This is a genomic window from Fibrella musci (assembly GCF_041321105.1).
In the GTDB taxonomy this organism is placed as follows: Bacteria; Bacteroidota; Bacteroidia; order Cytophagales; family Spirosomataceae; genus Fibrella; species Fibrella musci.
On record NZ_JBGGWD010000003.1, the window covers coordinates 349,507 to 374,154 of the forward strand.

16 protein-coding genes are annotated in these 24,648 nt (G+C 58.5%); 14 read left to right on the plus strand and 2 right to left on the minus strand.

Annotated elements, in window-relative coordinates; genetic code table 11:
• Positions 1–12: 12 nt before the first annotated feature.
• The 10 genes from ACAW74_RS11305 to ACAW74_RS11350 all read left to right on the plus strand — a co-directional run bounded on the left by ACAW74_RS11305 (position 13) and on the right by ACAW74_RS11350 (position 12,968).
• Positions 13–456 (plus strand): response regulator, encoded by a 444-nt coding sequence (locus tag ACAW74_RS11305; RefSeq protein WP_370698307.1) that lies wholly within the window; start codon positions 13–15, stop codon positions 454–456.
• Positions 453–1,214 (plus strand): polysaccharide biosynthesis/export family protein, encoded by a 762-nt coding sequence (locus ACAW74_RS11310; RefSeq protein ID WP_370698308.1) that lies wholly within the window; start codon positions 453–455, stop codon positions 1,212–1,214. Before ACAW74_RS11305 ends, ACAW74_RS11310 begins: the two co-directional genes overlap by 4 nt.
• 136 nt (positions 1,215–1,350) lie before the next feature.
• On the plus strand, positions 1,351–3,546 hold the full coding sequence (locus ACAW74_RS11315) for a GNVR domain-containing protein (protein ID WP_370698309.1): 2,196 nt from the start codon (positions 1,351–1,353) through the stop codon (positions 3,544–3,546).
• Entirely contained in the window at positions 3,543–4,832 is a 1,290-nt protein-coding gene (locus ACAW74_RS11320; RefSeq protein ID WP_370698310.1) for a lipopolysaccharide biosynthesis protein, read from the plus strand. Before ACAW74_RS11315 ends, ACAW74_RS11320 begins: the two co-directional genes overlap by 4 nt.
• Positions 4,784–5,905 carry a glycosyltransferase family 4 protein gene (locus ACAW74_RS11325; RefSeq protein WP_370698311.1) on the plus strand — a complete coding sequence of 374 codons (1,122 nt, stop codon included), beginning with the start codon at positions 4,784–4,786 and terminating at the stop codon, positions 5,903–5,905. Before ACAW74_RS11320 ends, ACAW74_RS11325 begins: the two co-directional genes overlap by 49 nt.
• 15 nt (positions 5,906–5,920) lie before the next feature.
• The gene (locus ACAW74_RS11330) at positions 5,921–7,228 is read left to right on the plus strand and encodes an O-antigen ligase family protein (protein ID WP_370698312.1); all 1,308 of its coding nucleotides are present in this window, start codon (positions 5,921–5,923) and stop codon (positions 7,226–7,228) included.
• A gap of 126 nt (positions 7,229–7,354) precedes the next feature.
• Positions 7,355–9,772 (plus strand): hypothetical protein, encoded by a 2,418-nt coding sequence (locus ACAW74_RS11335; RefSeq protein WP_370698313.1) that lies wholly within the window; start codon positions 7,355–7,357, stop codon positions 9,770–9,772.
• Positions 9,769–10,560 (plus strand): acyltransferase, encoded by a 792-nt coding sequence (locus ACAW74_RS11340; RefSeq protein WP_370698314.1) that lies wholly within the window; start codon positions 9,769–9,771, stop codon positions 10,558–10,560. The genes ACAW74_RS11335 and ACAW74_RS11340 overlap by 4 nt, the downstream gene beginning before the upstream one ends.
• The gene (locus tag ACAW74_RS11345) at positions 10,547–11,869 is read left to right on the plus strand and encodes a glycosyltransferase (protein WP_370698315.1); all 1,323 of its coding nucleotides are present in this window, start codon (positions 10,547–10,549) and stop codon (positions 11,867–11,869) included. The genes ACAW74_RS11340 and ACAW74_RS11345 overlap by 14 nt, the downstream gene beginning before the upstream one ends.
• A complete protein-coding gene (locus ACAW74_RS11350; protein ID WP_370698316.1) occupies positions 11,817–12,968 on the plus strand; it encodes a glycosyltransferase family 4 protein in 1,152 nt (383 codons plus the stop codon). The genes ACAW74_RS11345 and ACAW74_RS11350 overlap by 53 nt, the downstream gene beginning before the upstream one ends.
• Positions 12,969–12,978: 10 nt before the next feature.
• Here the strand turns inward: ACAW74_RS11350 and ACAW74_RS11355 are convergent, their stop codons facing one another.
• Positions 12,979–16,362, minus strand: coding sequence for a PAS domain S-box protein (locus tag ACAW74_RS11355; RefSeq protein WP_370698317.1), 3,384 nt, complete (start codon positions 16,360–16,362; stop codon positions 12,979–12,981).
• On the minus strand, positions 16,349–17,488 hold the full coding sequence (locus tag ACAW74_RS11360; protein WP_370698318.1) for an FIST signal transduction protein: 1,140 nt from the start codon (positions 17,486–17,488) through the stop codon (positions 16,349–16,351). The genes ACAW74_RS11355 and ACAW74_RS11360 overlap by 14 nt, the downstream gene beginning before the upstream one ends.
• A 454-nt stretch (positions 17,489–17,942) precedes the next feature.
• On the opposite strand from ACAW74_RS11360, the gene ACAW74_RS11365 reads away from it, so the two are divergent.
• The 4 genes from ACAW74_RS11365 to ACAW74_RS11380 all read left to right on the plus strand — a co-directional run bounded on the left by ACAW74_RS11365 (position 17,943) and on the right by ACAW74_RS11380 (position 24,645).
• Positions 17,943–19,151: a DUF1972 domain-containing protein gene (locus ACAW74_RS11365; protein ID WP_370698319.1), complete on the plus strand. Its 1,209-nt coding sequence runs from the start codon at positions 17,943–17,945 to the stop codon at positions 19,149–19,151.
• Positions 19,152–19,220: 69 nt separating this feature from the next.
• Positions 19,221–20,312, plus strand: coding sequence for a glycosyltransferase family 4 protein (locus ACAW74_RS11370; protein WP_370698320.1), 1,092 nt, complete (start codon positions 19,221–19,223; stop codon positions 20,310–20,312).
• Positions 20,313–20,472: 160 nt separating this feature from the next.
• Entirely contained in the window at positions 20,473–21,837 is a 1,365-nt protein-coding gene (locus ACAW74_RS11375; protein ID WP_370698321.1) for a sigma-54-dependent transcriptional regulator, read from the plus strand.
• Positions 21,838–21,870: 33 nt separating this feature from the next.
• Complete coding sequence (locus tag ACAW74_RS11380) at positions 21,871–24,645, plus strand: PAS domain S-box protein (protein WP_370698322.1); 2,775 nt, start codon at positions 21,871–21,873, stop codon at positions 24,643–24,645.
• The last annotated feature ends 3 nt before the right edge of the window (positions 24,646–24,648 follow it).

Sequence of the window (24,648 nt, forward strand, 5' to 3'; positions counted from 1 at the left end):
AACCTATCAGCTATGGACAGCAACGAGTCTCTTTCCATCTTCATCGTCGACGACGACCTCTTTTGCCAGAACCTTTACGAGCAATTTATCCGCAACCTGGGCTACAACAACATCACGTTGTTTAGCGACGGGCAGGAGTGCCTCAACCACCTCACCGATCAGCCCGACGTCATCTTCTTGGACTACCGTATGGAGCCACTCGACGGCCTCGACGTGCTGCGGAAGATCAAACGGTTCAACCCCGACATTTACCTGGTGGTCATCTCCGGACAGGACGACCTTCAGGTGGCCGTCGATGCGCTGAAATACGGTGCCTTCGATTACATCATCAAAGGCCAGAACGACTTCGAGAAGATCGAGTTGGTGCTCAAAAAAATCCGGCAGGTGATGGCGCTGTTGCAGCAACGTCCGCGGGGTCGCTGGCAGAAATTCCTGACGATGCTGGGGGCCATATGAAACCGATGCTACGACCGCTGATCGTTGTTCTGCTGATGGCCCTGACGGGCTGGCTGTCGGGCTGCGCCCCACGGAATCTCTTCCAGGCCCCTGCCGCCCCGAGCGCCACGCTGGTCGATTCTTCGTTTTTTGGTCAGCAAAATACGCAGTACCGCATCCGCAAAGACGACAAGGTCAGCATCAGCATCTGGAACCACGACGACCTGAGCGTAGGCTCGCTCTACAGCATCTACAGCGCCAACGAAGTCTACGGCAAGTGGGTGCTGGTCGATCCCAACGGCGACGTGGCCGTGCCGAAAATCGGGCGGGTGCACCTGGCCGGCCTTACCTTGCTGGAAGCCCGCGACCGCCTGCTGACGGATTTTAAAAAGTGGCTCGTCGACCCCATCATCGACGTGCGCGTGCTGAACCGCGAAGTAACCGTGCTGGGTGAACTGAAAAGCCCCGGCAAATTCCTCATCGAAAAAGAAACCAACTCGCTGGTCGAGCTGGTGGGTCGGGCGGGCGACTTCGATATGTATGCCGACCGGCAGGCCGTGAAAGTGATCCGTACCATTAACGAACAACCGCATACCATTACCATCGACCTGACGCACATCGATCAGTTCGACCGGCGGAATATCGCTATCCTGCCCGGGGATATCATCTACGTACCTGCCCGCAAAGGCAAGTTCTGGGACAAGCGGGCCGGGCCGAGTGTGCTGCCCATCGCCAGTGCCATCACCACCCTCGCGGTACTCTTCAAAACGTTCTTCTAAAATACAGTTCACTGTCTTCTGTTGGCTGTCCTCTGTTGGCTTGCGCAAGCGTACTCGGGCGTCAGCCAACAGAGGACAGCCAACAGAAAACAGTGAACAGAAGACAGTGAACAGAAGACAGTAAACTCAAAAACGTATGTCGGAGCTATCAAAAACGCTGGGGCTGCTGGGGCCGTTTGTGCGAGGCCTCCCCTTCACCATCCTGGTTATGGCCATTGCGCTGTTTCTGGCGGGGCGGTATTTGCAATACGCCACGCCCATGTACGACAGCATGGCGAAGATCAAGCTGGCCGACGTCAATGAGGGAGCGCCCAGCGCCAACCTTTACAAGGATTTTGACGTGTTTGTCAATGCCAACAAGATTCTGGCGGAGGTCGAGTTGCTGAAGTCGAACGTGCTGCTGACCAAAGCCCTGTCGAACCTCGATCTGGCCGTGAGCATCTACCGGGTCGGCAGCCTGCGCAAAACCGATCTGTATGGGCAATCGCCCGTTCGCATCACGGCGGTGCTCACCAACCCCAAACTTTATAATCAGCCGTTTGGGCTGGCGATCCGGCGCGACACGCTGCTGACGATCACGCTGCCGGGCGGGAAAACCCTTCAGGGTAAACTCAACCAAATTCTCACCTTCGACGACGGCACGCTCTTTATCGGGCGAAACGATGCTCTGTTGGCCAAACGGCCGAACCTGGTCATCAACGACCGGTTCGAGTTCATCGTCCGCAGTCAGGAAAACGTGGTGGAGTCGGTGGTGGGCGACCTCGACGTGATGGCCGTGGACAAAGACATTCCGGTGCTGCGCATCAGCTACAAAAGCCCGGTGCCCCAGAAAGCCGCCGACGTGGTCAATGGCATTGCCGCGGCCTACATTGCCGATGGCGTCAACGACCGATACCGGGCCGCCGACACTACGTCTGGCTTTCTGGCCAAAGAGCTGAAAGCCTATCAGGATCGGCTGTCGGCGAGCGAACGGGCCATCGAAGCCTACCGGAACAACAAGAACATCATCAACATCCGGCAGGAAACCGAAACCGACCTGCGCAAGATCTCGGACCTGAAAAAACAGCTATCGAGCGTCCACATGAATATGCTGGCGATCGACAGCCTGAGCCGCTCGATCCGGCAGCATCCCGATTTCCTTAAAACCGCGCCCAACTTCGAAGCCTTCACGGATCTGCTGTCGACCGAGATCATCAAGAAAATGAAGCAGTTGCAGGGCGACCGCCGCGAGTTGCTGGTGCGCTACACACCCGACCACGAGAAGGTGCGGCTCCTGGATACGCAGATGAACGACCTTGCCGATTACATGCGGGAGAGCATCAACAACACGCTGACCAACCTGAGAATCAAACACCGCGACCTCAGCGAAACCATCAGCGAGGCCGAGGCCACGTTTGTGGGGTTGCCTACCAAGGAAAAAACCATGACGGTGCTGGAACGTAACTTCAGCCTCGACGAACAGATCTACCGGTTTCTGCACCAGAAACGCACCGAAGCCGACATTGCCCGCGCGGCTACGATCTCGTTTCACCGGGTGATCACGGAAGGGAAAGTGGCCACGAAGCCCATCTCGCCCAACCCCATGCTTACCAAAGTGCTGGCGGGTTTCCTGAGCCTGCTGTTCAGTGTGCTCATCATCTACGGCGTGCATTTCATGAAAGCGCGGGTAAGCTCCGTAACTCTCATTCAGAAAAATTCCGAGACGCCCGTTGCCGCTGCTGTCCCGTTTCTGGCCAAACCCACGCAGGCGCAGTTGCTCTTCCGCCAGTGGGCGCTGCATATGGACCTGAAGCAGCGCCTCGAACCGGGTGCGGTAGTGGTGGTGTCGTCGTTTGATACCCACGAAGGTAAGCGCACCGTTACCCGTGGGCTGGTGCAGGCTATGGCCAACCTGGGCAAATCGGTGCTGGTAGTCGACGCCGACGGCACCATGACGGCGGGCATCGACCAGCCCGATGTGGCTTACGTAGACCTGCCGCTCGTCGACGAACACTGGCAGCGGCCCATCAGCTGGGACCCGCTGATCAGCAACTGGCGCAACCGCTTCGATGTGGTCATCATCAAAAATGCGCCCCTCACGCAGGAATCGGCGGCGGCGATGCTGATGGCTTCAGCCACGCTGAACCTGCTGTTGCTCGACAGCCGACGTACCCGGCAAAACCGCATTCTGGAAGCCGACCTGCTGAAGGAAAACCTGCACCTGCCCCCCATGGAGTTTGTGCTCAACCGGGCGGGTTATACCCCGTCGATTTTCCGCGAGGCGTTCCAGTTTTTACGGAAGCTGGGCCGACGCCGCCCCACCCAATCGATCCCCAAAGCCCTACCTGCATGATCGCGCAACGTATCAGACACGAACTGGCCTCGGAAAAAGGACTGGTGCTGGCCGATCAGGTCGTCGTTAGCGGTTCGGCTTTCCTGACCAACCTGCTGCTGGCCCGGTCGCTGGGGGCGGTGGCCTACGGTCAGTTTTCGGCGGTGGTCTTGTGCCAGCTCTTTCTGCTGTCGGTGCAGCAGGCGGTGGGCAGCGGCATTTACCCCATCGTGTGGGCAACCCTCGCCCAGCCCCTTCGCAAACGCTACACCGACGGGCTGCTCTACGCCCAACTGGGCTGGCTGCTGGGTTTAGGTGGGCTGGGTACGTTGGCGTCACAATTGCCCTTCTTTTTTACCGGCTACGACGCGCGCCTGCTGGTGGCCGCCGGTGGTGCCACGGGCCTCTACCTGTTACAGGATTTTTTACGAAAACTGCTGCTGACGCAACAGCGGGCCGATCGCGCGCTGGGGCTGGACAGCCTCACCAACGCCAGCCAACTGCTGTTGCTGCTGGGAAGCCATCGGCTGGGTACGTTGTCGCTGACGTCGGCCCTCTGGATCGTGGGGCTGACCTTTCTGCCTTCTGTTGGGCTGGGGCTGGTCTGGCTGCGGCCCGGCCGATTACGGCTGGCGGACCTCGCGCTGGTGGGGCAACACCACCGGCAGCAGGGCGGCTGGATGCTCCTCTCGGCCCTGACGCAGTGGCTGGCGGGCAATTTCTTTGTGCTGGCAGCGGGTTGGTGGCTGGGCGCGGCGGCGCTGGGCGCGTTGCGACTGGCGCAGTACATCTTCGGGCTGCTCAATGTGTTGTTGCAGGCGCTGGAAAGCTACGTGCTCCCCCGTGCAGCCCAACTGGCTCACACCCCCGCCGCGCTGACCACGTACCTGCGCGGGGTCATGCTCAAAAGCCTGCTGGGCGTTGGGCCGATCCTGCTGTTACTCACGCTCGGGGCCGAGCCGCTGCTCGCCTTCGCGGGCGGGGCCGACTACCGGGCCTTCGCCTACGTCATGTACGGGCTCGCGGCGGTCTACGTGCTGGTGGTGTGCAGCTACCCCATCCGGCTCCTGCTACGGGTGCGGCAGCTCAACCGGCACTACTTCGTGGGCTACGCGCTGGCTACCCTCGGCAGCCTCGGTACGGCCTCGTGGCTTATCGGCCACTACGGGCTCGGGGGTGTGCTGGCGGGCCTGTTTCTCACCCAATTTATCCTGCTGGCCTATTGGCTGCTGGTCTTACAACACAACGGTTTATTCCCATGGAAATCATTCACCTTATTCTCGGCAAGGCCAATCCGGCCCGAATGAACGGGGTCAACAAGGTCGTGCATGAGCTGGCTACGCAACAGCAGCAGGCCGGGTTTGCCGTGGAGGTCTGGGGGTTCTCGGCCAACCCCGTGCACGACTACCCGGAACGTACCTACACCACGCGCCTGTTCAACGCGAGCCGCAATCCGTTTGGGATTGATGCCGTCTGGAAACGGGCCATCCTGCACCACAAACCCACCGTGGTGCAGTTGCACGGCGGGTTTGTACCCCGGTTCTACGCCGCCGCGCGGTTTCTGCAACAGCATCAGATTCCGTACCTGATCACGCCCCACGGCAACTACAACTGGCACGCCCTGCAACGCAGCCGCCTGCGCAAACGACTTTATTTCAACCTGTTCGAACGCCCATTGCTGGTCGGTGCCAGCGCCATTCATGCGCTGGGTCAAAGTGAAATCGACGGCCTGCAACGGATTTTCCCGAACCAGAAATCGGTGCTTATTCCCTACGGCTTTTCGGCTACCACGCCCCCGGCACCACGCGTGTCGTCTGACTTTGTCGTGGGCTTCTGCGGCCGGCTGGATAGCGATCATAAGGGGCTCGACCGGCTGCTGGATGGCTTTGCGCAGTTCCGCCAGGCAGTACCCGGCGCTCAACTGTGGTTGCTCGGCGACGGCCCCCACCGCGCCCAGCTGACCAGCCAGGCCAACGCGCTCGGTCTGGGCGAGTCGGTCACGTTCTGGGGCAGTCAGTTTGGCAACGATAAGCTGCGTCTGCTCCAGCAGTGCAGCGTGTTTGTCCATGCTTCACGCTATGAAGGCCTGCCGGTGGCGGTGCTCGAAGCCGCCTCGCTGGGCATTCCCTGCCTGGTATCGGAGGCCACCAACGTGGGCGATGCCGTACGGTCGTTTGGGGCTGGGTACGTGGCGGGGCAGGGCACCGCTGCCGACGTAGCCGATGGCCTCGCGCACCTTTACCAGCAGTGGCAGACCGACGGGCTCACGAGCCTGCAACAAAACGCCCGGCGTATGGTCGACGAAGCCTTCAACTGGCCCCGTCAGCTCGACCTGTTCGATCAGTTGTACCGGCTCATCAGCCACCACCCCCTGGCCTAACGCCCGCCTCTTCCCATGACGCTCCAACGCACCACCGACATCGATCACAGCCGTTTCCTGCGGATGGTCAGTTTCTGGCTCACCGTCATTCTGTTCATCAAACTGGGCGGCTTCTTTACGTGGAGCAACAACATCGCCATCACGCGGGTCATCAAAGTGATCAGCCGGATTGCCATGACCAGCTCCATCTGGTGGTTGTATCGGGTCATCATCAAACGCGGGGCGGTGGCGTCGTTTGGCTGGCAGCATAGCCTCTCGCCGCTGCTGTATTCGGCCTACCTGCTGCTGGGTTTTGTTTCCATCACCTGGTCGACCGACCCCGGCTATTCGGGTTTGCAGTGGTTCATGGATTTCGAGGGGCTGGTGTTCTGCTATTACTTCATCGCCTGCTTCATCCTGCTCGATCATTTCTTTGCGGGCAGCATGGTCAAGATGTATCAGGTCATCGGCAACGCCGTCATGATGATGATCTCTATCTTCCTGGTGGGCATGTACGTCGACCCCGACACCTTTTACCGGCTCACACACGGCGGCGAAGAAGCCCGGCTCGGCGGGTTCATCATGAACCCCAACGAACTGGGTATGCTGTGCGCGGTGGGCGTTTCCTGCTTTATTTTTAACTTTTACCGGCAGCACCGCGTGGTCTGGACGATCGTCAAAATCGGGCTACTGATGTGGGCCATCGTCCTGACGGGTTCGCGCTCGTCGACCATCGGGTGCCTGCTGATCGCCTTTTTCCACATCCGGCAGTCGTCCAACACCCGCCTCAAACTGATGATGTATGCCGGGGCCGTGCTCGCCGTGCCGGTCGCCGTCGAAAAACTGTTGATCAAGGAAAACGGCGGAGGTCTCGACGAGGTCATGAGCATGACCGGCCGGCTCCCGTTCTGGACGGCGCTGATCACCGAGGGGTTGCCCCGAGCGCCTTTTTTCGGCTTTGGGTTTATGCGTATTGCCAAAACCGACTATTTCCAGGGCGAACATGTGTTCACCTACGCCGCCAAAATGACGCACAACACCTTCATTCAGGTGCTGATGAACCTGGGCTTCGTGGGTTTCACCATCGTTTTCTTCCAGTTGCTGTTCACGATTCGGGGCTTTTTGCAGGTGGCCGAACGCGAAAGGAGCCTTATCTGCGTGGGCGTCCTTATTCCCATCATGATCAACTCCTTCACCGAGTTTGGCATTTTCGGCGAAACCAACTACGGCATCCTGTTCTACCAGCTCCTGATTTTCTACATCAGCCTGTCGGTCAACCCCCGCCTGACGCCCGGCGAACGGCTGTATCTGCGTCGGCGACGCCCCGAACTGGTTGGCGTCTAACTTTCCTCCATTCCAGATTTTGGAATGACTTTCCTGTCGGCGGAACGTACCTGGCGCCCAAGGTCCTTATTCCGCTTGTTTACGCCTTTTTTGGCAACTGGCACAGAACTGGTACAACGCGCTGGCATGAGAACTCACCGCTACGCTGCCGATAGCCGGATGATCAAAGCAGGGCTGAAAACCGTTGGTCTGCCACTGGCCTTCGCTCCCTCGGCCACCTTTGATCACCCCCTGCCCTGCCACCTGTACCGCAACCCGGACGGGAGCATTCGCTGGTTGTGGCCCAGCCACGCTACCCAACCCGATTTTCTGCGCTTTTACCACCGCAGCAACTGGCGGGCGCGGCTGTTTGTGTGGGTAGTACAAGTATTGTTTCGGCTGAAACTAGGCCGCTGGCTGGCCCACGACTCACTGACGGTTTATACCACCGAAACGGGGGTGGCCCTGCTGCAACGTACCCAGGTTAACCGCTGGGCGCTGTTTACGGGCACGGTCGGTCCAAATCGCAAGCTGGTCATCTGGTTCGATACGATGGCGGGAAAAAGCTGTTTCCTGAAAGTTGCCCTCGCTGAACCCGCCGTTCAGAATATACAACGCGAAACCCTGGCTTTGCTGCAGGTGCAGGCACAGCCGTTCAGACTGGTCGACGTACCGGCCGTGTATGCCCACAGCAAGGGCGTGCTGCTACAGGAAGATCTGGGTACTGTGGGAATTCAGCCCGTCAACCAGCTGACCGACCTGCCCACCGGGGTGTTGCGGGAACTGGCGGGCCGACACTGGCACCGGCAACCGCTGCGGCAGGCCGCCTTCTGGCAACAGGCCCAGCAAACCCTGGCCGACCTCCGCGCCACCAACGACCCTCGGCTGCCGGTGAGTCTGCTCGACAAGGCCGAACGGCTCATGCAGCACCTCGATAGCCAGCCGTCGGTGGCGCTGGCAGCAGCCCACGGCGACTTTACACCCTGGAACCTCATGCTGCGCCACAACCGACTCTGTGTGATCGACTGGGAATTGCAGCACGACGCGCTGCCGGGGTTGTATGATCTGTTTCATTTCATCTACCAGTCGCATATCCTCATTGGCAATCGGGGCTACCGGGCCATTCGGCAGACGATCGACAGCACGCTCAATGAACCGGAATGGCAGCTTTTCTGTGAGCAGCACGGCGTCGACACCGAGCTGGCCGAATTGTTCTACCTCACGCATACGCTGACTTATTACGGCTCGGTTTACAGCCGACAGCCCGACTGGCATCGGCAGATCCACTGGCTGCTGGCTACCTGGAACGACGCCCTGACTTACTGGCTTCACCGGCGGCAGGTAGCCACCGACCGGCAGCTGCTGCTCCAGGACCTGGCTTTCTGGCTGCACGATCGCCCTCATGCGGCCCTCAAGCTTCAGTGCGACCAACTGGCCAACCTGCCCGACACCTCAGACCTGGACCTTTGTCTGCCGCGCCCGGTAGCTACCCAACTCGCGGCCTACCTCCGCCAGCACCCGCTGACGCGCCATCTCGTAGCCGAGCCGCGTTCGTTCATGAATCAGCTGCATCTGTTTGGTGCCGACGGCTCCTGCCTACACGTCGACCTGATCTGGCAGTTCAAACGCAAACAGCTCGATTTTATGCCTGCCGAACCGCTTTGGCAGGAAGCGACGCGCGCCACGCACGGCCTGAACGTACCCAGCCTGACGCACACGCAGACCTACCTCCGCCTATTCTACGGCCTCAACAACGCGCCCCTGCCCGACCGCTACCGCTCCCTGTTTGCTACCCAACCCGACGTACCTAACCCGGCCGAGCTAACCCGCTCCGTGCGGCAACAGGCAGCTAATCGAGGATGGCAGGGCCTGCAAAATCGGCTGGCTTACGGCCTGGATACGCTTCGCTCGTTTGGCTTCCGGCGCGGCCTTATCGTCACGTTCAGTGGAGTCGATGGAGCGGGCAAATCGACGGTGATCGAGCAAACACGCTACCAGATCGAGAAGCGACTGCGACAGCGGGTAGTAGTGTTGCGGCACCGGCCCTCACTGCTACCTATTCTGAGCGCCTGGAAATACGGCAAAGCGCAGGCCGAACAGCGGGCCGCCAGCACATTGCCACGTCAGGGTACCAACCAGAGCGGCGTCTCTTCGTTATTGCGCTTCGCCTATTACTATGCCGACTACCTGTTTGGTCAGTTTTACGTGCAGGTCAAATACGTCTGGCGGGGCTACATCGTCCTCTACGACCGCTACTATTTCGACTTTATCAACGACGGGCGCCGCAGCAACATCAACCTCCCGACGGGGCTGGTTGCAGGCCTCTATGCGCTGCTGCTGAAACCCCGGCTCAACGTGTTTCTGTATGCCCCCGCCGACGACATCCTGCGCCGCAAACAGGAACTCGACGCCGCTACCATCACCGAACTGACGGGCCAATACCTGCGCCTGTTTGAACGCCTCCAGAAACGATACCCGTCGTCGGACTACCTGCCGGTGCTCAACCAGCACCTGCCCCGCACCCTCAACCAGATTCTTGACCGTATCCAGACCTATTCGCTATGAAAGCGCTGCTCGAACGAATCATCCGGCTTCGTAACCCTCAGTTTCGGCTGGCGCCGACGCTGAGTATGTCGCTCATATGGGCGTTTAGCTGGCAGCAGGGGCTGGCCTTGCTGCGGGGTAGCCGGGTGCTGTTGCAGGGGCGCAACCCCAAAGCGATGCTGCGCGGCCGGGGCGTTCGGTTTTTCAACCTCCCGCAGATTCGCTGGGGCCGTTTTCTCAAACTGGGTGACCACGTCTATTGCTCGGCCATCAGCACGGGCGGCATCCACCTGGGCGACCACGTCAGTCTGGGCGCGTTCAGCCGCCTCGTTGTCTCTACCACGCTCGACAACCCCGGCCAGTTCATTCACCTGGGCGACCGCGTGGGCATCGGGGAGTTCGCCTATCTTGGCGGGGCAGGGGGCCTTATCATTGGCGACGACTGCATCATCGGGCAGTATTTCAGCTGCCACCCCGAAAACCACCACTTCAGCGACCCCGACGTACCCATCCGCCTACAGGGTGTTGAGCGGCAACCCATCCTGATTGGAGCGAATTGCTGGATTGGTAGCAAGGTCACCGTACTCAGCGGAGTCACCATCGGTGCGGGTAGTGTCGTGGCCGCCGGGGCCGTCGTCACGCAGAGCTTTCCGCCCAACAGCCTGATCGGTGGTGTCCCCGCCCGGCTGCTGCGCCTGCGCACCCACGTACCTGATAACGTACCCGCCGATTCGGGTCGTATGGACGTACCTGCAGATTCGGACCATACAAACGTACCCAGCCCTCAGCCGATCCATGCCGACTACTAACCTACCCACCGTATTGGTGACTACCTATGCAGTCAATCCGTACAAGGGATCGGAAGACGGCATGGGCTGGCATTTCATTCTCCAGATTGCCCGTTACCAGCGCGTTATCGCCGTTACAAGGGCCAATAACCAGCCCGCCATCGACCGGTACTGGGACGAGCACCCCGACCTGGCCCCACTCCGGCAGCGGATTCAGTTTCTGTATTTCGACTGGCCCGCCTGGTTGCGCTTCTGGAAAAAAGGGCCGCTGCTGTCGATGATTTATTATTACGGCTGGCAGCTAAGCCTGGCGCTCTGGTTGCGGCGTAAACGCCTCCCCGTCGATCTGGTCCATAACGTCAATTTTCACAACGACTGGACGCCCACCTTTCTGTGGCTGCTGGGCAAACCGCTTATCTGGGGGCCGGTGGGGCATCATCCGCCTATCCCGACTGCCGAACTACGTACCCACGGCCGCAAAGCCTGGCTTCAGGACCGGCTGCTGTGGACCCTGAAACGCGCCTTCTGGACGTTCGACCCGTGGCTGCGTCTGAGCAAACGCCGCGCCGCGCACGTGCTCTGCATGAATGAAGCCGCGTCAACAGCCCTGCACCTGCCCGCCCACCGCTACAGCATCGTGCCGTCGGTAGCCTCCCCCCCCGTCGATCCTGCACCGACCCCGACCGACCGCTTCCGGGTGTTATCGGTGGGTCGCTTTGTGGCCTTGAAAGGGTTTACCACGACGATTCGGGCTTTTGCCCAGTTTTACCATCAGCTCACCCCCACCGAACAAGGCCGCGCCCGCCTCACCCTGGTAGGCAGCGGCCCCGCCGAGCCGCTGATCCGGCAGCTGATCGAACAGGAACAGATCGGGCAGTGTACCGACCTCATCAATTGGTTGCCTAAAGACGAGGTCGCAGCCTGCTATCGCTCGGCCTCGGTGTTTCTGTTTCCGTCGCACGAAGGGGCGGGTATGGTCGTGGCCGAGGCCATGAGCTACGGCCTGCCCGTTATCTGCTGGGACAACGAAGGCCCCGGTCGCTTTGTCCACCCCGACACGGCGCTGCGTGTGTCCGATCACGATCTGGGAGCCGGCGCCATCCAGATGGCCAACCACCTCTGTGCGCTGCTGCGGCAACCCACCCATTACCAGCACGAACGCAGGCTGGCCCGGCAACGCTTCGAAACGGCCTTCGACTGGTCGGTGCGGGGCGAGCAACTGCGGCAGATTTACCAAACCGTTTTATCCATAACCCCTTCCGTCACGCCACCCGTGCATGAAAACCAACCGGATTATTGCCATTCACTTGTTGAACGACTGGAGCGGTAGCCCGCTCGTTTTTCGGCAGGCCCTCGACGCCCTCCGGCAAGATGGTCATACCGTCGACCTGTTTACGGCCACGCCGGGCGGCTGCGGCTTTCTCAGCGACCTGCCGGGCGTTACGCTCCACGCCCTGCCCTACCGCTGGTCGCCGGTCAAGCTGGTGACCCTGTTGAACTACCTGCTCGTGCAGGCGCGGCTGTTCGTCAAATTGCTATTTTTTCTACGCTCGACAGATCGGGTGTACATCAATACGCTGTTGCCGTTTGGAGCCGCGCTGGCGGGTTGGCTGCGGGGTTGTGCGGTGGTTTATCACGTGCACGAGGTGAGTCTCAAACCCCGCCTGCTGAAGGCGTGGCTTCGGGCCGTTGCCAACTATACGGCGCGGCGGGTGTTGTTTGTATCGGCCTACACGCAACAGCAAACGGGCCTGCGCCGCCCCACCAGCCAGCTCATCTATAACGCCCTGCCCGATTCGTTCCTGCAACAGGCACGGCCAATCAGCTCACCCAACATGGTGTCGCCTTTTACGGCGCTAATGTTGTGTTCCAACAAAGCCTACAAAGGCATCCATGAATTTGTGGGGTGCGCGCGCAGCCTGCCGCACATTCAGTTTATGCTGGTGCTGAACGCGGGCGAGGCCGAGGTCGACGCCTTTGTGCAGACCGCTTCGCCACCATCCAACTGCTTCGTGTACCCGGCGCAGGCCGATACCATCCCGTTCTACCAGCAGGCGCATGTGGTGCTCAACCTGTCGCATCCCACCGCCTGGGTCGAAACGTTCGGCCTGACGATTCTGGAAGCGATGGCCTGCGGGCGGCCCGTGATCACGCCCACCGTGGGGGGTATCTGCGAACTGATCGAGAACGGCAAAGAGGGCTTTCAGATCGACGTGAGGCAGTTGCCGATGCTGGTGCAAACCCTCCGGCGGCTCTCGTCCGACGTGGTCCTGTACCGGCAGTTGGCCGAGGCCGCCCGCCAGCGAGCCGACCAGTTTTCGACCACTACTTTCCAGATACGGCTGCTCCAGGCATTCGCCTCGCTCGACCCGTCGACAATGCCAGGGAACGTACCTCAGCGCTACCCCAGCCCGGCTGAGGCAGCCTGAGAGTAGCCCATCAGGCGCGATTTTTCAGTTGTTCGACAACCCGGTTGATTACCCCGTCGAGCTTATCGATCAGGGCTTCCAGTTCGGGCGAGGTCTGCCAGGTTTCGGCGTTGGCTTCGATCGCCCGGATGTCGGCCGTGAGGGCGCTGATACCCATATTGTCGATGGAAGGCTTAACGCGGTGCGCGACCTTGCGGACCTGTTCAAAGTGCCCGGCGGCGTAAGCGGTCTTGATTTCCTGCACCGATTCGGGCCCATAGCGCATGAACAACTCAACCATCCGATCAACAAACGACTGATTACCTTTTGCCAGATTCATCACCGTCGATAAGTCATACAGCGGCGGCTCAGGCGCGGCAACGGGCGGCGCGGCCTGTTCGGTTTTTTCCAGCCACCGCACCACCATCGCCAGTAGCTGTTCTTCGCCGAACGGCTTGGCGAGGTAATCGCTCAGACCCGCCCCGATAAACTTGGTGCTATCGCCTTTCACAGCAAAGGCCGTCAGGGCGATCACCGGTAGTTGCGCACTGATGTCGGCCCGGATGATTCGGGTGGCTTCTACGCCATCCATCACCGGCATCTGAATATCCATCAGCACCAAATCAAAAGGCTGCTGCTTTAGTTTCTCGATGGCCTCAAGACCATTTTGCGCTTCCTCAATAATGGCGCCGTAACTCGCCAGTATGGTCGAAGCCACGAGTCGGTTCATCTCGTTGTCGTCGGTTACCAGAATGCGTTTGCCCGGCAACTGATCGGTGTTGGTCTCGCCGGTTTCTTTGACGGGCAGTTTGCCGGGGTCGCCTTTCTGAAACGGAATCTGAAACGACACCGACGTACCCACGCCCTTTTTGCTTTTCACCTGCATGGTGCCGCCCATTAGCTCAACCAGATTACGGCTGATACTCAGGCCGAGGCCCGTGCCCCCAAACCGGCGTGTCACCGATTCATCTTCCTGCCTGAACGTCTGAAAAATACGTTTCGTAAAGGCCTCGTCCATCCCGATGCCCGAGTCGCTCACTGTCAGCTCGATCAACTGCCGGTTCCGGCTGCCTTTCAGCAGGTGACAACTAATATTGACGTGCCCTTTTTGGGTGAATTTGATGGCGTTCGACAGCAGGTTGAGCAAAATCTGGTTGAGCCGATAAGGGTCGCCAAGCAATACCGGAGCAATGCGTGGGTCGAAAAACGAATTGGTAAACAGCAGCCCTTTTTCTTCCGCTTTGTGCATCATTACCTGCATGGCCCGGTCGACAACCTGTTTCGGTTCAAACCCGATCTGTTCGAGCGTGAGTTTACCCGCCTCGATTTTCGACAAGTCCAGAATATCGTTGATGATGATCAGCAGGTTATCGGTAGCCGACTGAATGATGGACAGGTAATACTGCTGATCGGGGTGCAGGCTGGTCTTCGACAGCCGGTTGGCCATACCCATGATGGCGTTCATGGGCGTGCGGATTTCGTGGCTCATATTGGCCAGAAACAGTTCTTTAACCCGGGCCAGCTCTTCGGCCGCTTCTTTGGCTTTGGTGAGTTCCAACTCCAGCTCTTTCTGCCGGGTGATATCGATATGAGTGCCAATGATTGTCAGCGGCCTCTGGTCGCCATCCCGCTCCGTAACCACACCCCGATCGAGCACCCAGTGTACCGACTCATCGCGGTGGATGATCCGGTATTCGTTGTGGTGCTGCGTGATCAGCCCCAGCTTATACTGCCGGTCGTTCTCTTCGAGCATGTGGCGGTCGTCGGGGTGTACCCGGCTCCACCACAGGTCGGCAACGTCGATATGCTTGTCGAGCTGATAGCCCAGCAGGTTATTCGACGGGTTTGAAAAATAAGTTTTCCCCGTTCTGAAATCGTGCTCCCAATAGTTATCGCCTACGTTGGCCAGGGCCATGCGTAGGCGCTCTTCGTATTCTTTCAGCTTGCGCTGCGTTACTTTTTCGGCCGAAATATCCTCGATGATCGAGAAATAGTGGGTGACGGTGCCTGCTTCGTTGGCCACCGGTTGTCCTTCGGTACGGCCCCAGAACCAACTGCCATCTTTGCGGTAGTGAATCCCTTCGATATCGAACGGGATGCCTTTTTCAAACGACTCGACCATCGTTCTAAGCGATTCCCGATCTGAAAAAGGCCCCCGGCATAACTCCATGGGGGTCCGGCCAATAACTTCGTCGTTGGCGTAGGCTGTGAGTTGACAAAAGCCTTCGTTCGACCAGAAAATGCGGCCGTCGCGCCCCACCAGTACCACCCCATTTTTGTTGGCACTCGCTACCAGCGACAGCCGTTCCAGTTCCTGTTCCGTCTTTTTTCGCACCGAAATATCCCGGATAAACGAGCAGAAGAAGGCATCGTCGCCCTGTTTGACCGGGATGATGTAGAGTTCGATGGGAAACACATTACCCGCACGATTGATGGCGGGCAACTCAATCTGTTTGCCCAATACCTCGCCCATACCCGTGATTCGGTAATTGGCCATGCCCGCCTCGTGCGCCGCCCGATGCGTTGGCGGAATAACGACCTCCGCGATCGGCTTGCCAATGACTTCGGCGGCAACCCAGCCGAAGATTTTTTCGGCCTGCGGGTTCCAGAACGTAATCAATCCGCCGGGGTCGATCGTGATGATCGCATCCAGCGCGGCGTTCATGATCAGCCGGTTTTTCAGCTCGCTCTGCACGAGCGCGTCCTGGTTAGCCTTGCGCTCGGTGATGTCGGTGTAGCTCCACAAGTGCCCTTTATAGGCATTATCGATGTAGATCGGAATATAGTCGCGCTGGTAGGTTCTGCCGTTGGCCAGCTCCAGCATGTAGCCTTGTAGGAGCCAGCGATTGGCCAGCGTGTTGGCCAGATCGCGGCGCACCAGGTGGGGTTCTTTCGCCTGTTGGCAGATGCGTTCCATCAGGCCCTGGCAAGACGTACCTGGCAGTTGCTGCGGTGGCGTGTCGATGTCAAACAGGTCGCAAAACACCTGATTGATAAAAACGACCTGCTGTTGTTCGTCTTCCAGCAGTACCCCGCTTTGCATATTGGCAATGAGCGAGGTAAAGACCTCTTCGGCGTTTTTGCGTTTAGATACCTGCTGATTGAGCAGGCGGGCAATTCCCAGCAGATCGTCGCTGTCATGCTGGGGATCCGTGCCGGATACAGTGCTGACAGCCTCGGTTAGTTTTTCGACCGATAACTTCTTGACGTCCAGCTCGTGCTGAAGCCGTTTGTTCAGTTGTACATATTCGTCTTCGCTGATCGTGAACGCACGCTCGGCCAGCTCCCGGTCGCGTTCCAGAGCGCGGTACGATTCACTGACGACCTCCAGCAAGCGGGCCATCGCCGGGTCGGCCTGCAGGCTGTCGGGCAGGTAGCGGGCAATCTGCTTCTGCAACAGCTTATGGTAGCTCATAAAAAGCGGTGATCGTCATGGTCTGGTTGTGCAGTTGGCAACTGCCTCCCTCATTGACGGGCGACAGCTCACCGTTGGCATAAAAACCAATGAGCGGCACCTGTTGACCCAGTGTCTCGCTCACGGCTTCTACTTCCTCATCAATACGTGGGCCATAAATAAGCTTGCGCCCGACACAACTGACCAATAACGCCAATGCGGGCTCGACCCCACCGGGCAGGGCGGTCTGCTGGGCAGCGGTGGCCGCCGCCGCCGTCAGCCGGTCGAAACTGGCTTTCATGAAACGTACCCGCGCGCCCACCGGTACGTCGCCGGCAAACGTCATGCTTTTCTGCGCTTCGTCGATCGACAGGATAGTCCGCACCACGGGCTTGTCTTCGCCCGGAATCGTTACCGACAGCGGGAAGTACAGCGCAGCCCCCGGCAGTTGCTCCACGTCTGGGCCCAGGTATTTTTTATACAGATCGAGCGCGTTTTCGTGGTCGATCTCATACAGCACGTTGCCCGTGGCGCGCGTGATTTCCTTTTCCAGCCCGAACATGGTCCAGCCGCCCGCCGACCCGTGGCCCACCAATAGTTTCTGCCCGTAGAAGCCGATCGCCGTTACCTGCCCGGCTATGGGCGGGCCGTTGAGCCCAACCAGCGTAGACTGAAACTTGGCCGCATCGCCCGCCAGCCCACCCGTGATCAGAATTTGCTGATCGTCGATGCAGAGCCCTTTCACTAGTTCGCTGCCATTTACCAGCGCTCCGTCGGCCAATATCAACACATAGGCGAGTTCGTCGGCAGGCAGCAGACTGGCTAGCTGGCGGGCCGCGTCGAGGCTGGTAGCAAAATCACCGATGTTCACAGAAGCCGTTCGGACGTGGGTATCCCCAAACGACATTGCCACCGCCACCAGCGTATCGTCCTGCACCCGGTCGTGGTAAATCTCACCGGCGGTGCTGCACAGAGCAATCTCGGCTGTCGGGAAGCGGGCTCGCACAGTATCGTAGATAGTAGGCGACTCCAGTAACTCCTTCGATGCAAAACACAACACCAATTGAGCCGCCTGATCGGTAGCTGATTTACTGATAGCGTGCGTCGACCATTGGTCATCGGCATACTGAGCAATTGACACGTGCATAATGTGAGGGGCAGGAGATAAGAGGTAGGTGGCAAAAGCGCTGCAAAATCAACGCCAACCCGCTCTGTCCCCTCAACCAGCTCATTTACGGGCAAAAGCGTCACGGCCCTTTCCAGATTCTGGAAATCATTCCGGAATTCGGAACTATGTGCCGACCCGGTTACCCCCTTTTTTGAATGCCAATACGCCGTTGACATGTCTTGCCGACCGCCGAACAGGGGCGATACGCGGCCAGGTACGTACCGCAGCAGGCTAGCCATCGACAGGGAACGTACCTGGGTTGGCTACGCCGGTTCCGCCCGGGTGACGGCCTGTCCTTCTTCTTTTCCATTGTGGAATGGTTTTCCAGAATCTGGAACAGAAGCTGGCGAAAACAGGCAAAAACGGCTCCCTAACGGCTTTTTTCGAGTTTGGCACGCCTTAAGCTATTCGGTAGCAACAAAAGGAAAAACCCATGAGTAAGACTACTGTAGCCATTATCGGTACCGTTGGCATTCCGGCCAAATACGGCGGTTTTGAAACACTGGCCGAGCATCTGGTGGATCAGTTGGGCAACGAGCTGGACATATCGGTCTACTGCACCACGAAGAAATATGGTGCGGCTCAGCGACAAACCCACTACAAAGGGGCCCGCCTGATTTACCTGCCGCTTGATGCCAACGGGCTGCAAAGCATTCTCTACGATTGCATCAGCATTCTCCACGCACTGCTTTATGCCGACGTACTGCTGATTCTGGGCGTAAGCGGGGGGATCATGCTGCCATTTGTGCGGTGGTTCACCCGCAAGAAGATCATCATATCGATTGACGGTATCGAATGGAAGCGCAACAAATGGCGCAAACTCGCCCGTTGGTATCTGTGGGCGGCCGAGTGGCTGGCCGTGCGGTATTCTCACGCCGACATTTCGGATAATGAGTCGATCCAGAACTACACGGCCATTCGGTACAAAACGCTGAGCCACATTATCGAATACGGGGCCGACCATACCCTGGCCGTGAAACCCACCAACGCCGACAGGGAGTACTATCCGTTCCTGGCCAACCCCTATGCGTTTACGGTTTGCCGCATCGAACCAGAAAACAACATCCACCTAGTGCTAGAAGCGTTTGCCCAGTTACCGCGTCATCGCCTGGTGATGGTGGGCAACTGGACTAACAGCGACTACGGGGCTCAGTTGCGTGAGCAGTATCGTGGTACAGACAACCTGTTGCTGCTCGACCCGATCTATGATCAGCGGCAACTCGATCTGCTCCGTAGCAACTGCCTCGTCTACATTCACGGCCATAGTGCGGGGGGCACCAACCCGTCGCTGGTCGAAGCCATGTACCTCGGCCTGCCCGTCATCGCGTTCGACGTAACCTACAATCGAACAACCACCGAAAATCGGGCGCTGTTCTTCAAAACGGCCAACGAGCTGGTGCGGCATATCCAGCGTACGTCTATCGCCGACCTGAAATACCAGGCAGCCGTTATGAAAACCATTGCCCATCGGCGCTACACCTGGTCGGTGATTGCCCAGAAGTACGCGTTTCTGGTCCGTACCGTCATGCAGACGTCGGCCAAAAGCACGCTTATCTCGAAAGCGGGTCGGCAGTTGCCTTCCCACTGGCTGGTCGAATCAGAACTGGCGCACCTCAGCACCCCGGCTTACTTCTACGAATAAGAGCTTATTACGCTTGTCCAGCTAATCCAACACGCTTTTCCAACTATTATTTTCTTTCCCATTCGCCTCATGCACCTGAACGTACCCACTTTCATAACACTGCTCACCGGTTTCGCAATCGGTCTGGGCCTCTGCTGGCTGCTACTTCCGCTCCTGATCCGGCTGAGCCCGGCGGTTGGGCTGGTCGACCGACCCAACAGCCGCAAAGTACATCAGCAGCTTATTCCGGCCATTGGCGGGCTGGCGATCGGCCTGACACTGCTGATTACCACCCTGATTTACTGGCCACTGCAACAGCTCTTTAGTGCCAATGCTGCCCTCGCGCTGGTGCTGCTGGTGCTACTGGTAACCGGCGTGCTCGACGACCGGCTCAACCTGCAGGCCACTGTCCGGCTACTGATCCAGATCGGTTGCGCGCTGCTGGTGGCGCACTACGGCATCCGGCTCACCTCGCTGCATGGTTTGTTTGGTATCACGGCCCTGCCCCTGACCATACAATACGGGCTGACAGTGCTGATCCTGACGGGCATGGCCAACGCGTTCAACCTGATCGACGGCGTCGATGGGCTGGCGGGTAGCCTGGCGCTCATCAACATGGTACTGCTGGGTACGTTGGCGGCGCTTCTCGGTCAACCCCATTGGCTACTGTTGCTCGGCCCCCTGACCGGCGCGCTGCTGGCTTTCCTGCGGTTCAACTGGCGCCCTGCCCGGCTGTTTATGGGCGACGGCGGATCAGTAGTGCTGGGGTTTCTGACGGCCGCACTGGGCATAGCGCTGCTGGAAGGAGCCTACCAGCAAGGCAACACCTACGCCCCGCAGGCGGTCATCCTGATTACGGCCAGTTGCCTGATCCCGATTATCGATGCGCTGCGGGTATTTGGCAGCCGTATCCTCAAAGGAGTTTCTCCCTTTACGCCCGATCGCAACCACATGCATCACTGGTTGCTGAAGCACCGATTTGCGCACTCGCAGATTACGATCCGGCTGGTGGGTGTTCATGCGCTGGTAATGGCGATTTCCTGGCTTGGTTCTTTTTTTCTAAGCATTTCCAGTGTCTTCCTGCTACAGGTCGGCCTCATTATTGCCTACACCACGTTTATTCAACTCAGCCACTCCTTTCTTAAAAGTTACCGACTCGTCAAAAAACTGGAGGCGCTTTGAATTCTATACGCCGTTTTAGCTAACTTAGTAAATATGAGACTATTTACATGAGAAAGATCATCCTGGATGGCCGGTTCTAGCCTCATAAACCGCGATTCTGGCTTGATACTGGCATAATTATTATATACTTCAGAGTCTGTAAGATCGTCCAAATGACACCATGACGCCTGCTAGTCCCTACCGTATTTTTATCGTCGAAGACGACCCTTGGTACGGAGAAGTGCTCAAGTATCACCTGTCAATGAACCCGGATTATGAGCTACACCGGTTTGTAACTGGTGAGGCCTGTCTGAAGCATGTACGCCTGACACCGCCGCACCTGATTACAATGGACTACTCATTGCCGGATATCAACGGCTCCGACTTGTTGCGGCAGATTCGGGAGCAGTTGCCCGATACGCCCGTGATTGTTATCAGCGGACAGCAGGACGTCGAAACGGCCGTCGGGTTGTTACAGGCAGGGGTGCACGACTATTTCGTTAAGGACGATCGCACAAAAGACCTGCTCTGGAATGCCATCCTGAAAATCAGGGAAAATCAGAACCTGAAGCGCGAAATCGAGCAGTTGCGTGAGGCGTTGGGGCAGAAATATGATTTCGGCAATCTGCTGATCGGCAACAGCCCGGCTATTCGCCACGTCTTCACGCTGATTCAGAAAGCCGTTCGCACCAACATTAATGTGTCGATATCAGGCGAGACAGGCACGGGTAAAGAACTGGTGGCTAAATCGATTCATTACCATTCCGACCGGCGGAAGAAGCCTTTCGTGGCCGTCAACATGGCGGCGATTCCACGTGAGTTGACCGAAAGCGAACTTTTTGGCCACGAGAAAGGCGCCTTTACAGGGGCCGTCAGCCGAAAAATCGGGCGGTTTGAAGAAGCGAACAAAGGCACGCTCTTTCTGGATGAGGTCGCCGAAATGGACCTGACCCTGCAAAGCAAGCTGTTGCGGGTATTGCAGGAGCGCGAACTGGTGCGGGTGGGCGGCAACGAGCGGATTCAGCTCGATATCCGGCTGGTGGTCGCGTCGCACAAAAACCTGCTAGATGAAGTTCGGCAGGGGCGTTTCCGCGAAGACCTTTATTACCGGCTCATGGGCCTGCCCATCGTGCTGCCGCCGCTACGCGACCGGGCCACCGACGTGCTGTTGCTGGCGCGGCACTTTCTGGATGAATTCTGCAAAGACAACCGCCTCACCTCGCCCGCGATCTCACCGACGGCCACCGATAAGTTGTTGCAATACGGTTTTCCGGGTAACGTGCGCGAGCTAAAGGCCGTCATGCAGATGGCTGCCGTTATGTGCGACGGGCAGGAAATCCGGCCCGACGACCTGATGCTGACCTCGGAGTCTGACGAATCGGTCGTGGGGGCCGAAGGCAAAACGCTTCGCCAGTACACCATCCAGATCATCAAATCATATCTGAGTAAATATGACAATAACGTTGTACTCGTCGCCGAAAAACTAGACGTTGGCAAGTCTACCATCTATAAAATGATTCAGAACAATGAGCTGACGCTGGCGTAGCCGGCGCGGGTTCATTGGTGACGTCGTGTGGGTATGGAACAGGTATCGGTTAGGCCATCGGGTGAGTCCGCAACCGCTCAATCTCATCAGCAGTTGCTCGACGAGATTGAGCGGTTGCGGGCTGAGCAGCAACGGCTCGAACAAACCGTTTGCACGCTACAGGCCGAAAACACCCGGCTCAACGAGCATTGGCAGACCCTGCTGGCGGGGCTGGGCGATGCCAGTTGGTCGTATGATTTGCAAACCGACGTACTCACCCGTTCACCGGCCTATTACCAGCAACTTGGCTACCTCGACGAGTCTCCCGACTGGCTCGCGCTGCTACACCCGCAGGACAGGCCCACCTGGTCGTATGAGCTAGCCGCGATCCGTCAGGGGCATCAGGCCCACTTCAGCGTAACGTACCGCATCCGTGCCCACGACGGTACGTATGCCTACCGGTTTGACCTTGGGTACGTCTTCACGTCGTCGGCCAATACCCGCAGCCTTCGGGGTGTTTCGGGGTCGCTCACGGTGCCGGTTCAGTCGCAGCAACCGCTGAGCCGGATGGCTAGCCGACTCACCAACCTGATGAGCCAATTGCAGGACGGGCTCCTGCTGGAAGACGAACACCGCCACATCGTGCTGGTCAACCAGTATTTCTGCGACCTGTTTGCCGTTCCTATGTCTCCGCAGCAACTCACCGGTATCGACTGCTCGGGGATGGCCGACCAAAGCAAATCGCTCTTCAGCGATCCAGACGCCTTTGTGGCGCAGGTGGCTCAACTGCTGCACGACCGGCAGCCGGTGCTGGGCGAAGAACTGACGCTGGCCGATGGTCGCATTTTTGAGCGCGATTACATCCCGCTCTTCAACGAGGGAGAGTATACGGGCCACCTCTGGAAATATGCCGATATCACCCGCCGGAAACGAGCCGAAGACGCCGCCCTGCGCCAGAAAGAAAAGTACCAGCGCATTATCGAAAACATGAACCTGGGCCTGATCGAGGTGGATCTGGACGAGCGTATCGTGTATACCAACCAGAGTTTCTGCGCCATGAGCGGCTACGACGCCGACGAACTGATTGGGCAGATTGCGACCGACATGCTGTTGCGCGGGCAGCATGTTCAGGTGATGAAGGAGAAAAACGCCAGCCGACTCGACGGCCACGTAGATACCTACGAAGTGGCCATCAAGAACAAACGCGGCGAGGCCATGTGGTGGCTCATCAGCGGGGCGCCGATTTACTCCGACGACGGGGCGGTGATTGGGTCGACGGGCATTCACCTCGACATTACGAAGCAGAAACAACTTGAGTCTGACCTGCGCGTGGCCAAAGAAGCGGCGGAAGACTCGTCGCGGGCAAAAGTGCTGTTTCTGGCCAACATGAGCCACGAGATTCGTACGCCCATGAATGCCATTCTGAGCCTGGGGCAGCAGCTCACCAAAACGACGCTCTCCGACAAGCAGCAGTTTCTGCTCAGCATGATCAACTCGGCCGCCAGCAACTTGCTAGTCATTTTGAACGACATTCTCGACTTCTCCAAGATTGAGGCGGGGCAGCTTTCGCTGGAGCAGATCGGATTCAACTTACCCAATCTGCTTCAGGCTGCAACTCAGGTGCTGGCCGGGCAGGCCGACGAAAAAGGGCTGCGCCTGAACACCCGCACCGACGCCGACATTGCGCCGGTGTTGCTCGGCGACCCCTACCGGCTCAACCAGATTCTGTTCAACCTGCTGGGCAACGCCATTAAGTTTACCGAAACGGGCAGCGTAACCCTCGATTGCCAGGGCTACCAGCAGGGAAACCGGCAGTTTGTCAACATCAAGGTGATCGATACGGGCATCGGCATCGAACCCGCCTTTCAGGAAAAAATCTTCAACAAGTTCACCCAGGAAGATGGCAGCATTGGCCGCCGCTACGGCGGTACGGGGCTGGGCATGAGCATCACCAAGCAGCTTGTCGAAATGATGGGTGGCACCATCAGCGTAGACAGTCAGCCGGGCAAAGGCACAACGGTTCAGGTACTGATTAGCTTTGCCATTGGCCAGCCCGCCAGCCTGACGCCCCCCGACGAAGTGGCGCCCCCCGACGATTTTCTGCGTAAAAAGCGTATTCTGCTGGTTGAAGACAACGAGATGAACCGGATGGTGGTCCAGATGATTCTGGAATCGTATGGACCAACGATCGTAGAGGCCGTCAACGGCCAGAAAGCCGTCGACTTGCTACGCACCGAACCGTTTGATCTGGTGCTGATGGATGTGCAGATGCCCGTCATGGACGGACTGGAAGCCACCCGGCTGATCCGCCGGGAGATCAGCACCACACTTCCCATCGTTGCCCTTACCGCTAGTGTGATCCGTAGCGAGCAGGAAGAGTGTTTTCAGGCCGGGATGAATGACTTCCTGGGCAAACCGTTCGACGAAAAAGACCTGATTGCCCAGCTTACCAAGTGGCTGAATCCACCCCAACCCGCAGCTGCGCCTGCCGCCCCGCTCTACAATCTGGACAAGCTGGAACTGATCAGCCGGGGCAGCCAGGATTTTATTCGGCAGATGGTACAGCTGTTTTGTACCGAAACCCCCGCCACCGCTACGCAGATACGCGAAGCCTACGCTGCCGGTGATTTCAAACGGGTGAAGTACCTGGCGCACCGCATCAAACCGTCTGTCGACAACATGGGCGTGGCGGCACAGGTCAATGTGGTACGCCGGATTGAGGAACTGGCGCAAATCGGCGACGATTCTGATGAGTTGCGCGCACTCGTTAGTAGCTTTGACGAAGCAATCCACGAGGTAGTGAAGCAGATGCAGGCGCAGGTCTGGTAATCT

Bases quoted from the DNA above. Each gene is read 5' to 3' on its own strand.
- ACAW74_RS11350 (WP_370698316.1), top strand. From the start codon at position 11,817: ATGAAAACCAACCGGATTATTGCCATTCACTTGTTGAACGACTGGAGC.
- ACAW74_RS11325 (WP_370698311.1), top strand. From the start codon at position 4,784: ATGGAAATCATTCACCTTATTCTCGGCAAGGCCAATCCGGCCCGAATG.
- ACAW74_RS11305 (WP_370698307.1), top strand. From the start codon at position 13: ATGGACAGCAACGAGTCTCTTTCCATCTTCATCGTCGACGACGACCTC.
- ACAW74_RS11380 (WP_370698322.1), top strand. From the start codon at position 21,871: ATGGAACAGGTATCGGTTAGGCCATCGGGTGAGTCCGCAACCGCTCAA.
- ACAW74_RS11365 (WP_370698319.1), top strand. From the start codon at position 17,943: ATGAGTAAGACTACTGTAGCCATTATCGGTACCGTTGGCATTCCGGCC.
- ACAW74_RS11370 (WP_370698320.1), top strand. From the start codon at position 19,221: ATGCACCTGAACGTACCCACTTTCATAACACTGCTCACCGGTTTCGCA.
- ACAW74_RS11360 (WP_370698318.1), bottom strand. From the start codon at position 17,488: ATGCACGTGTCAATTGCTCAGTATGCCGATGACCAATGGTCGACGCAC.
- ACAW74_RS11315 (WP_370698309.1), top strand. From the start codon at position 1,351: ATGTCGGAGCTATCAAAAACGCTGGGGCTGCTGGGGCCGTTTGTGCGA.
- ACAW74_RS11340 (WP_370698314.1), top strand. From the start codon at position 9,769: ATGAAAGCGCTGCTCGAACGAATCATCCGGCTTCGTAACCCTCAGTTT.
- ACAW74_RS11355 (WP_370698317.1), bottom strand. From the start codon at position 16,362: ATGAGCTACCATAAGCTGTTGCAGAAGCAGATTGCCCGCTACCTGCCC.
- ACAW74_RS11330 (WP_370698312.1), top strand. From the start codon at position 5,921: ATGACGCTCCAACGCACCACCGACATCGATCACAGCCGTTTCCTGCGG.
- ACAW74_RS11320 (WP_370698310.1), top strand. From the start codon at position 3,543: ATGATCGCGCAACGTATCAGACACGAACTGGCCTCGGAAAAAGGACTG.
- ACAW74_RS11345 (WP_370698315.1), top strand. From the start codon at position 10,547: ATGCCGACTACTAACCTACCCACCGTATTGGTGACTACCTATGCAGTC.
- ACAW74_RS11375 (WP_370698321.1), top strand. From the start codon at position 20,473: ATGACGCCTGCTAGTCCCTACCGTATTTTTATCGTCGAAGACGACCCT.
- ACAW74_RS11310 (WP_370698308.1), top strand. From the start codon at position 453: ATGAAACCGATGCTACGACCGCTGATCGTTGTTCTGCTGATGGCCCTG.
- ACAW74_RS11335 (WP_370698313.1), top strand. From the start codon at position 7,355: ATGAGAACTCACCGCTACGCTGCCGATAGCCGGATGATCAAAGCAGGG.